The sequence below is a fragment of the Plantactinospora mayteni genome (assembly GCF_016862935.1).
GTDB lineage: Bacteria > Actinomycetota > Actinomycetes > Mycobacteriales > Micromonosporaceae > Plantactinospora > Plantactinospora mayteni.
Map to the genome: position 1 here is coordinate 20112 of NZ_BONX01000081.1, position 8506 is coordinate 28617.

General features: G+C 66.3%; 4 protein-coding genes and 2 pseudogenes. 2 read left to right on the plus strand and 4 right to left on the minus strand.

The window, feature by feature from the left end; all coding sequences use genetic code 11:
• Nucleotides 1–544 precede the first annotated feature (544 nt).
• Nucleotides 545–1156, plus strand: coding sequence for an RNA polymerase sigma factor (locus Pma05_RS40970; RefSeq protein ID WP_203862935.1), 612 nt, complete (start codon nucleotides 545–547; stop codon nucleotides 1154–1156).
• A complete protein-coding gene (cas3, locus tag Pma05_RS40975; RefSeq protein ID WP_239314168.1) occupies nucleotides 1153–4047 on the plus strand; it encodes a CRISPR-associated helicase Cas3' in 2895 nt (964 codons plus the stop codon). The genes Pma05_RS40970 and cas3 overlap by 4 nt, the downstream gene beginning before the upstream one ends.
• Before the next feature lie 39 nt (nucleotides 4048–4086).
• On the opposite strand, the pseudogene Pma05_RS40980 reads toward cas3, so the two are convergent.
• From Pma05_RS40980 to Pma05_RS41000, 4 genes and pseudogenes are all read right to left on the minus strand, one after another.
• Nucleotides 4087–4230, minus strand: a pseudogene (locus Pma05_RS40980) (IS5 family transposase); the annotation flags it as partial.
• Between the two features lie 109 nt (nucleotides 4231–4339).
• Complete coding sequence (locus Pma05_RS40990; protein ID WP_239314169.1) at nucleotides 4340–6121, minus strand: reverse transcriptase/maturase family protein; 1782 nt, start codon at nucleotides 6119–6121, stop codon at nucleotides 4340–4342.
• 534 nt (nucleotides 6122–6655) lie between these two features.
• Nucleotides 6656–7348 (minus strand): annotated as a pseudogene (locus Pma05_RS40995) (IS5 family transposase); the annotation flags it as partial.
• Nucleotides 7349–7591: 243 nt separating this feature from the next.
• Nucleotides 7592–8430, minus strand: a protein-coding gene (locus Pma05_RS41000; RefSeq protein ID WP_239314170.1) for an IS5 family transposase whose coding sequence is annotated in 2 segments (ribosomal slippage) — nucleotides 7592–8194 and nucleotides 8197–8430 — 837 coding nt in all. Because the reading frame shifts where the segments join, the coding sequence is not laid out codon by codon here.
• Between the last annotated feature and the right edge of the window lie 76 nt (nucleotides 8431–8506).

Here is an 8506-nt window from a genome sequence, read left to right on the forward strand (position 1 = left end):
GGCGGAGCCTGATCGCCTGCGCTGAGTGCCTGGGGGCAGGTCCGACCTTATCCCGGGCGCAGTGCGGCACTCCACCCCGAAACGACCCGTGAACGGGGCGCCTGACCAGTGGGTTTTCACATCACCGCGCGGAAGTGGACCTCGTTTCATGAGAGTGCTGTTCGAGCACGGCGATCCCGAGAAAGGACGGTGCGGCGATGGCACGCAGTGTGCGTAGGATCCCTCGGACCCGCCGGCCGGCGGCGGGCACCGGACTCTGCTGTGGCTGATCAACGGGGTACTGGTCGGTGTCGGCGGGGTCTTCCTCGCTACGGCGTCGGTGCTGGTGACGGGGAGCGCGGCGGGGGTCGCAGTGGTGATCGCGGTGGCGGTGGTCATGACCGGCCGGTAGCTGGAAAAGATCTTGGAACGCGAACTTCACGCGGCGTGGCCCGTCGGGTCCTACCAGATAGGAGCCGGACGGGCTGCCGCCCGCCTGCAGGTCCGGTGACCCCGTCCAGCAAGGCTGTCAGGCGTACGGTACGACGAGATCGGAGGGCCGTCGGTGGTCCAAGCGAAAAGGGGGCTGAACCCCACGGCGCCAGGGCCACGAACCGAACGACGGCCGCTCCCGCCCCAATCCTCGATCGACGAGGAGTTCACGGCGTTCTTCAACACGACGTACCAGCCGTTGCTGGCGTTCGCTACCTGGTGGTGTAGAAGCCCTCACGACGCGGACGAAGCCGTCGCCATCGTCATGGCCTACGTGTACGAGCACTGGACCACGATCCGCAACCCGCAGAAGTACGCGCGCCGCGCGGTCGTGAACTCCATTCAGAAGATGCGCCGGGACCGCGGCGACGGCCGGTGCTTTCCCGTGCCGAGTGATCAGCTCCCCGAGGGGGTTGATGAGACTCCCGAGTTCGACCGGCTGGAAGGCGAAGAGTGGGCGAACGAGTTGCTCGCCAAGCTGTCGCCGAGACAGTACGCGGTACTCAGCCGCTACCTCGACGGGCTGAGCATGAAGGAGATTTCCGACAAGTTACGCAAGAGTGGGCCGACGGTCCGGCAGAACCTGAAGCACGCCCGCGACAAGCTATTGCCGCACGTCAAGGAGTACGACCGAAGGAAACCCTGCCCGTCCGACAAGCAGGAGACGAGGGAGGAAACCCGATGAACGACGGCGACTCCAACCGCAACCCGGTGGAGAGCGACGAGTGCTTCGGCGAGTTGGCCGACATGATCGACCTCGTTGACGAAATGACCCGCGATCGGCTCAGCGGCGGTGAACTAGACCGCCGCCGCGAGGAGATCATGGATCGTGTACGCCGCCGGAAGCTGACCGAACCAGCAACCGACAGTGCCGCGCAAACGGCGGCGGCACCACAAGCAGTCGGGAACGGCTTCGGCATCCAGGGCATCCCCGATGGGCGCATCAGGCTCACCGCCGTGCGTCGATCGCTGGCCTGCGCAACGCTGGCCCGAGACACCATGGATACATTCGCGAACGGCGACCTTGTTGGTGCGGCAGCCGGCGCCGCCGCTCTAGCCGATGCCGACCGCTACCGCGACAGCGCACTGCAAAAGGCCGCCGCTATCGTCAAGCAGGCGCAGCAGGACGCCGATGACCTACGGGCCGAAGCGCAGCGGGTCCTTGATGAGGCACGCCAACAGGCAGCGGGAATGCCCGACGATAGCCTTGGCCTGCCGCCGCCGAACCTTCACACTCTCGGCATCACTGGTTCGACTGCCCGGCCGTCGAGTGCGAAGAGTGAAAGCGGCGCCGACGGGGTGGCGGGCACTAGTTCACGGTCTCCACTAAGGGCACATAGCCCGGCTCCTGGCGGCAAGCACTGGCATCCTCTTGTTGACCACCTGCGTAGTACCGCCGAGCTGGCGCGACGGTTTGCCGTTCCGTTCGGCGGGGGTGACGTGGCGTACTGGCTTGGTGCCCTGCATGACGTGGGTAAGGCGGCCTGTGCGTGGCAGGACAGGCTTGCTGCTGTCGCAGTCACGGGCGGTCCGGTGGGTATCGACCACAAGTCGTTCGGCACCCAGGTCGCTCATGAGCGTGGGCTCGGCGGGTTCGCTGGTGCGATCTTCGGTCATCACGGTGGACTTATCGATACGCCTAACCTGCGCAAGGCGTTCCGGAAGCGGCTTGCCGACGCGCCCGGCAATGTGGCGTCCACTGAGCGTGAACTGTCCGGGTTGTTGCCGGACCTGCCGGAACGGCTCGACGATCTGGTGCCGGCGGACTGGCGGGCAGATCCGTTGGTGGGGGAGATGGCGCTGCGTTTGTGTTACAGCGCTCTGGTCGACGCGGACAGTCTGGACACCAGCGCGCACTTTCGGGGGCTGGCGAGCCTGCGGGTGCGGCCGGACGTCGACTTCGGCCATCTCTACAAGCTGTTCGAGCAGCGGCGGTCCGGCGAACTCGCGGGACGCGGCGGTACGTCGATCGCCGGTCTGCGGGGGCAGGTCTACGCGGACTGTCTCGCGGCGGCGGAGCGGGATCGTGGGGTGTTTCGCCTCGGTGCGCCGACGGGGGCCGGGAAGACCCTTGCGAGTGGCGGGTTCGCGCTGCGGCACGCGGAGAGGCACGGTCTTCGTCGGGTGATCGTCGCAGTCCCGTTCCTTACCATTACCGAGCAGAATGCCGCCGTCTACCGTCGGTTGCTCGATGAGGACGGTGCCGAGCCGGTCGTCCTTGAGCATCACAGCCAGGCTGACTTCGACGATCCGCAGGCGGGCCGGTGGGCGCGGCTCGCGGCCGAGAACTGGGACGCGCCGTTCGTCGTCACCACCTTCGTCCGGCTCTTCGAGTCGTTGTACGCCCGTAAGCCGTCGGCGATGCGCCGGGTGCACCGGCTGGCCAATTCGGTGATCGTGTTGGACGAGGTGCAGGCGCTGCCGCATGCCATGCTCGCGCCGATCCTCGACGGGCTCCGGCTGCTCGTGCGGCACTTCGGCGCGACCGTGTTGCTGTCCTCGGCGACCCAGCCGAGCTTCTGGGCCCTGGATGAGTTCAAGGGCGTGCCCTGCACCGACCTGATCCTCGACACTCCAAAGCTGGTCAGTGATCTGCGCAGGGTGCGGTACGAGTGGCAGCTCGACCCGAAGCCGACGCTGGCCGACATCGCCGGCCAGGCCGCGTCGGAGCCGGCCGCGCTGGTCGTGGTCAACACGACCGCGGACGCGAAGGTGGTGTTCGACCAGTGGCGTGATGCCGAGCCGGAGGGTGTGGCCTGGCACCTGTCCACGCGGATGTGTCCGGATCACCGGCGGCGGGTGCTGGAGAGGGTACGGGCACGCCTCGGCCGGGGTGAGCGGGTCCTGCTAGTGGCTACCCAGCTGATCGAGGCGGGGGTGGACGTCGACTTCCCGGTGGTGTTCCGTGCGTTGGCGCCGGCCGACTCGCTACTTCAGGCGGCTGGGCGGGCCAATCGTGAGGGGCGGATGGCGGGCGGTGGCCGGGTGGTCGTGTTCGCGCCGGAGGACGGTGGGCAGCCGCCCACGTACAAGACGTTGGTCGGCTGCGCCGGGCGCCAGTTCGGGCCGGACAGGGCCGACCCGGACGACCTGGCGGCGCTCGGACGCTACTACCGCGACGTGTACGACCTGCTCAATCTCGCTGACAGCCAGCACGTCGGCAAGAGGATTCAGCAGGCCCGGCGGCGGTGGGAGTTCGAGACCGTGGCGGAGGGTCCGCTGGATGCGAGCACCAGGCGGCGGGATCGGAAGCTGGCGTTCCGGATGATCGACGATGACGGGATCAGCGTGGTGACGCCGCAGGGTGCCGAGACACCTGAGTTGCGGCGTGAGCTGGAGCGATTGGTCGAGGAACTGCGCCGGGCGCCGGTTCCGGACCTGGCGGGGCTGCGGCGGTTGCAGGCGTACACGACGAACGTCCACCCGAGCGCGCTGCGCCAACCGGGCGCGATGGCGCTGATGCTGCCGATCTTTGGCGACGAGGTGCGCCGTGGCGTGCTGGTCGAGTGGATCGGCGAGTACGACGACGCCACCGGTATCAACCTCGACCCGAACCTGGAAGACTTCGTTGTCTGAGAGGACGTCTGATTCACGTTTTTTGCGTGTGTTGTGGTTTTAGTCGTCTCGCCAGGTTGGGGTGGTTTCGGTGGTGAGTCGTTTGGCGAGGTTGTCGATCATGGCGATGTTGATCATGCTGGCGGAGTTGTCGGTCCGGGCTTCGTGGTCGCGGACGAGTCGGCGGTGGTGCATGAGCCAGCCGGATGGGTGGGCCGCGCGGCGAGGTGCCAGCCTGGGCTGGTCCCTTTTCCGCGCGGCCTCCCGCCGAACCGGATTTGATGGTTTCCCGATCGTCCGGCTCTCCAGTGACTTACTGCGTGAGCGGTATGGCTGGTTGCCCGGTATGGGTGAGGCTGTGGCAGGAAGCGCAGACCACAAGGGTTTTGCGTCTCCGGTTGGCCATGGCCTTGGCCCACTGGGGCTGTAACGGCCCGGGTTGGCCGAGGTCGGCGAGCTTGCGGACGTGGTGGACTTCCACCTCGCCGGGTTGCTGGCAGACCTCGCAGACATCCGCGAGGAGCCGTGTGACGAGTTCCTTGTGCGGGTAGTCGACCCGGATCGGTTGACGGTCGGTGACCGTCGCCGTTTTCTGCCGGTGGAGCGGTGTTTCACCGAACCGTGCGACCAGTGGTTGCCTGCCGTTGCGCTCGATGCGTGCCTCGAAGCAGGTGCGCGGCCCGTACGGTGTCTGGATCTTGGCCTTGTGCTTGGCCGCCATCTTCGACACCGTCGAGCGGTGCTTGCCTGCCAGGGTCTTGAGCATGGAAGTCTCCATGACCCAGCGCAGCCGGTGAAGCCGGTAGACGTCCCCGGCGAGCAGGTAGTACTGGACGATGCCCCGGTAGATGGCCCCGTAGGTGCCGACGATGGTGTGGTCGCTGCCGTTGGTCAGGGCCTTCTGCTTGGCGGGTTTGCCGCGGTGCAGGTAGGGGACGGACTTGGCCTTGATCACGTCCCTGGGGACCCGAAGGGCGACCTGACCGTTGACGCGTCGGTAACGGCCGGTCTTCTTCGTGTCGTTGTGCTGGACGGTGATCTCGTAGCCGAGGAAGCGGGCCGCGCCTGTGCGGGCGTGGGTGATCAGCGTCTTGTCCTGGGAGAGTTCGAGCTTGAGTTCGTCACGCAGGAACTCGGCCAGGCGCTGTTTGATCTCCTCGGCTTCGGCTTTGGGGCCGGTGAACCCGAGCAGATGGTCATCTGCGTACCTGCAATACCGCAGCCGCCGGTATCCCGGATCGTCCGGGTCGGCGCTGGGCAGGCTGACCATCCGCCGTCGTAGTGTCCGCGCCAGTGGGCGGTCACCACGCCGTCGGGCCTTGGCCAGCTGGTTCTGCTGGTCGAGGTAGGCAGGGTTACGCGCCCTGCGTCCCCCTCGGGTGTACTCCGGAATCAGGACTGTCTCGACGAACTGATCCATTTTGTGCAGGTAGATCGAGGACAGGATAGGTGAGGCCACTCCGCCCTGGGGAGCTCCGGACAGGGTCGCACCCCATTTCCAGTCCTCCAGGTATCCGGCCGTGAGCATGTTACGCACCAGCCGCAGGAACCGGTTATCGTGAATCTTCTCCGACAGGATCGTGAAAATCAAATCGTGATCGAGCGACCCGAAGCAGTCGGCGACGTCTCCCTCGATGAACCAGGCTGTTCCGGTCCAGGTATTGGCGATCTCCCGCAATGCGGTGTGACAGCCTCGCCGTGGCCGGAATCCGTGGGACCGGTCGGAGAACGCAGGCTCGTAGTACGCCTCCAACAACAAGCGCACCACCTCGCCGACGAGTTTGTCCGACCAGGTCGGTAGTCCCAGCGGACGGGTCTTCCCGTTCTTTTTCGGGATGTGCAGCCGCCGGACGGGGGCGAATCGGTAGCGCTCGTGACGCATCGCCGCAATGATGCGACCGATCTTCGCCTGGGACATGCCGTCCACGGTCTCCTGCGTGACCCCGGGAGTCATCGCGCCGTGGTTGGCGTAAATGCGCCCGTAGGCCAGCAGATACAACTGCGGATTGAACAGTTGTCGATACAGTTCGTCAAGCGGCAGGCCGCGCCTGCCGCGCTCACGTAGGACACCCAGCACCGTTGCGGCGCTCTGCATTACGCATACCTCCCGATCTGGTGGTGTCCCATCACCTGGCCCCCTTCGCCCGTGTGGACGGCTTTCCCGTCCTCCCTGGCCGGGCGTTACTCCGGCGACTACTACGAGGCCTCCGTCGCCATAAGACTCGCGTCCGTTAGGCGATCCCGCGTTCGTCCCTGTTGTACGTAGCAGCGTGACGTAGGCGCCCCACTCATCTCCTTCAACACCCTCGCTGGGCGTCGCCCCGTACTCTGGAGGTTGCGTCAGCCAACACTTCGATTCCGACACAGAGCACGGCACCGGTTTCAGAGGTCTTTCCGGCGGATGGGAACTTGCATCGACTGGAGATTAGGATTCAGGCAATCCAGCTTTCGCCATATCACGCCGGTCCCCCCAGCGCACCGTCCCTGACCACTGGACCCGGTCGCCGAGTTAGCTGGCATGCTCTTGTCCCCTCAGCCTTTCAGCATCAGGTAAGCCATTCGACCCAGGAACCTCCCTCCAAGTCCCTCCCGGCTGAACCGGGGATACAACAGGGCGCCTCGCGGCGCACATGGTGCGTTCGACGACCCATCGGCGTTTGACCACGCTGAAGCCTTTGGCCCGTGGGTCTTTGGTGACGATCTCGACGTCGACGCCGAGTTGGGCGCCGTGTTCGACGACGCGGTTCTTGAAGCCGGCGTCGACCCAGCTCTTGGTCAGGGTGGGGTGGGCGGTGGTCGCTTGGTCGAGCAGGTCCATGCCGATGGCGTTGTCGCTGGTGCTGGCGGCGGTGACGATGACGGCGAGGAGCAGTCCGAGGGTGTCGGTGATGATGCCGCGTTTGCGGCCGACGATCCTTTTGTTCGCGTCGGTGCCCTGTGTGGACAGTGGGACGTTGGTGGAGGTCTTCACGCTCTGGGTGTCCATGATGGACGCGGAGGGTTGGATGGTGCGGCCGCGGTGGTCGCGTACGAGGCCCGTGAGGTTGTAGTTCAGTTCGGCGAAGATGCCTTCCCTGCTCCAGGCGGCGAAGTAGCCGTAGACCGTGGCGTGGGGTGGGAGGTCGTGGGGCGGGTAGCGCCAGGCGATGCCGGTGCGGTTGACGTACAGGATGGCGTTGAAGATCTCGCGTAGGTCGTGGGTGGGGGCGCGGCCGCCGACGCCGGCGTCGGTGCGGGCTTGACGCCAGGCGGTCAGGCGGGGTGCGATCAGGGCCCAGCGGGCGTCGGACAGGTCGGACGGATAGGCTCGCCGTTCGGTCATGGTGCAGGCGTACGGCGCCCAGAGGTCGGCGGGACGGACGTCATGTCCGTCTATTGCGGGTGAAAGTGAATCAGACACGATCGCGGGGTCGAATGCCCCGATTCCGGTCGCCATCGAGGTGGGTCGGATCTGTTGATTCCGGATCAGGCCGGGCATCTTGCACTGGCGAGGTCGAGGGGTGAATCGGCCTCTACTGGCGCGAAGGTGAAGCAAACGTCCAGTAAGTGAGTGTTTGAGAAGGGTCTATGCGGGCGGCTGGTTGTAGGTGCGGCGTTGTTGGCGGGCGGCGGGCGCGCCTCGGGTGAGGCGGCGGGTCATGGTGTTGATGGCGGCCCAGCGGATCATCGCCTCGGAGGTGGCGGGGTCGCGTTCGTAGTCGCGGGCGAGGCGCCGGTGGGCGGTGAGCCAGGCGAAGGTCCGCTCGACCGGCCACCTCCTGGGGATCAGGACGAAACCCTTCTGGCCTGTGGGTTTACGGACGATGTGCAGGGTGGTTGCCAGGATTCTGGTGGCCCAGTCGACGAGGCGGCCGGCGAAGCCGCCGTCGGCGAGGACGAATCGGACTGGTGTGGTCAGGTAGAGGCTGAGGAGGGTGGTCTTCGCGCCGTCGCGGTCCTGGACGCTGGCGGCGCAGACCGTGACGACCAGGATGAGGCCGAGGGTGTCGGTGACGATGAACCGCTTGCGGCCGTTGATGTTCTTGCCGGCGTCGTAGCCGCGGCTGTCGCGGCTGACGGTGTCGGCGGCTTTGACGCTCTGGGAGTCGATGATCCCGGCGGACGGTCGGGGGTTGCGGCCCTGCTGGAGGCGGACCTGTTCGCGGAGGTGGTCGAGGATGCGTTGGGTGGTCTCTCCTGTTCCCAGCGGGTGAGGTACCAGTAGACGGTCTGCCAGGGCGGGAAGTCGACTGGGAGTTGCCGCCAGGAGCAGCCGGTGCGTACGACGTAGAGGATGGCGTCCACGATCGCCCGGCGGGCGTGCTTCTCCGGCCGGCCACCTGGGCGCGGTGGTGGAAGCAGGCCGGCGATGTGACGCCATTGGGCGTTGGTCAGATCGGAGGGGTACCGACGCTTGCGGGGCATGCCAAGACCAACGAGGCATCCACGATCATCATCCGCACACCCGGTGCGACCGGCCCCTTCTCAAACACTCACTCAG

Coding starts and splice junctions, on each gene's coding strand:
- Pma05_RS40990 (WP_239314169.1), bottom strand. CDS start 6,121: ATGCAGAGCGCCGCAACGGTGCTGGGTGTCCTACGTGAGCGCGGCAGG.
- cas3 (WP_239314168.1), top strand. CDS start 1,153: ATGAACGACGGCGACTCCAACCGCAACCCGGTGGAGAGCGACGAGTGC.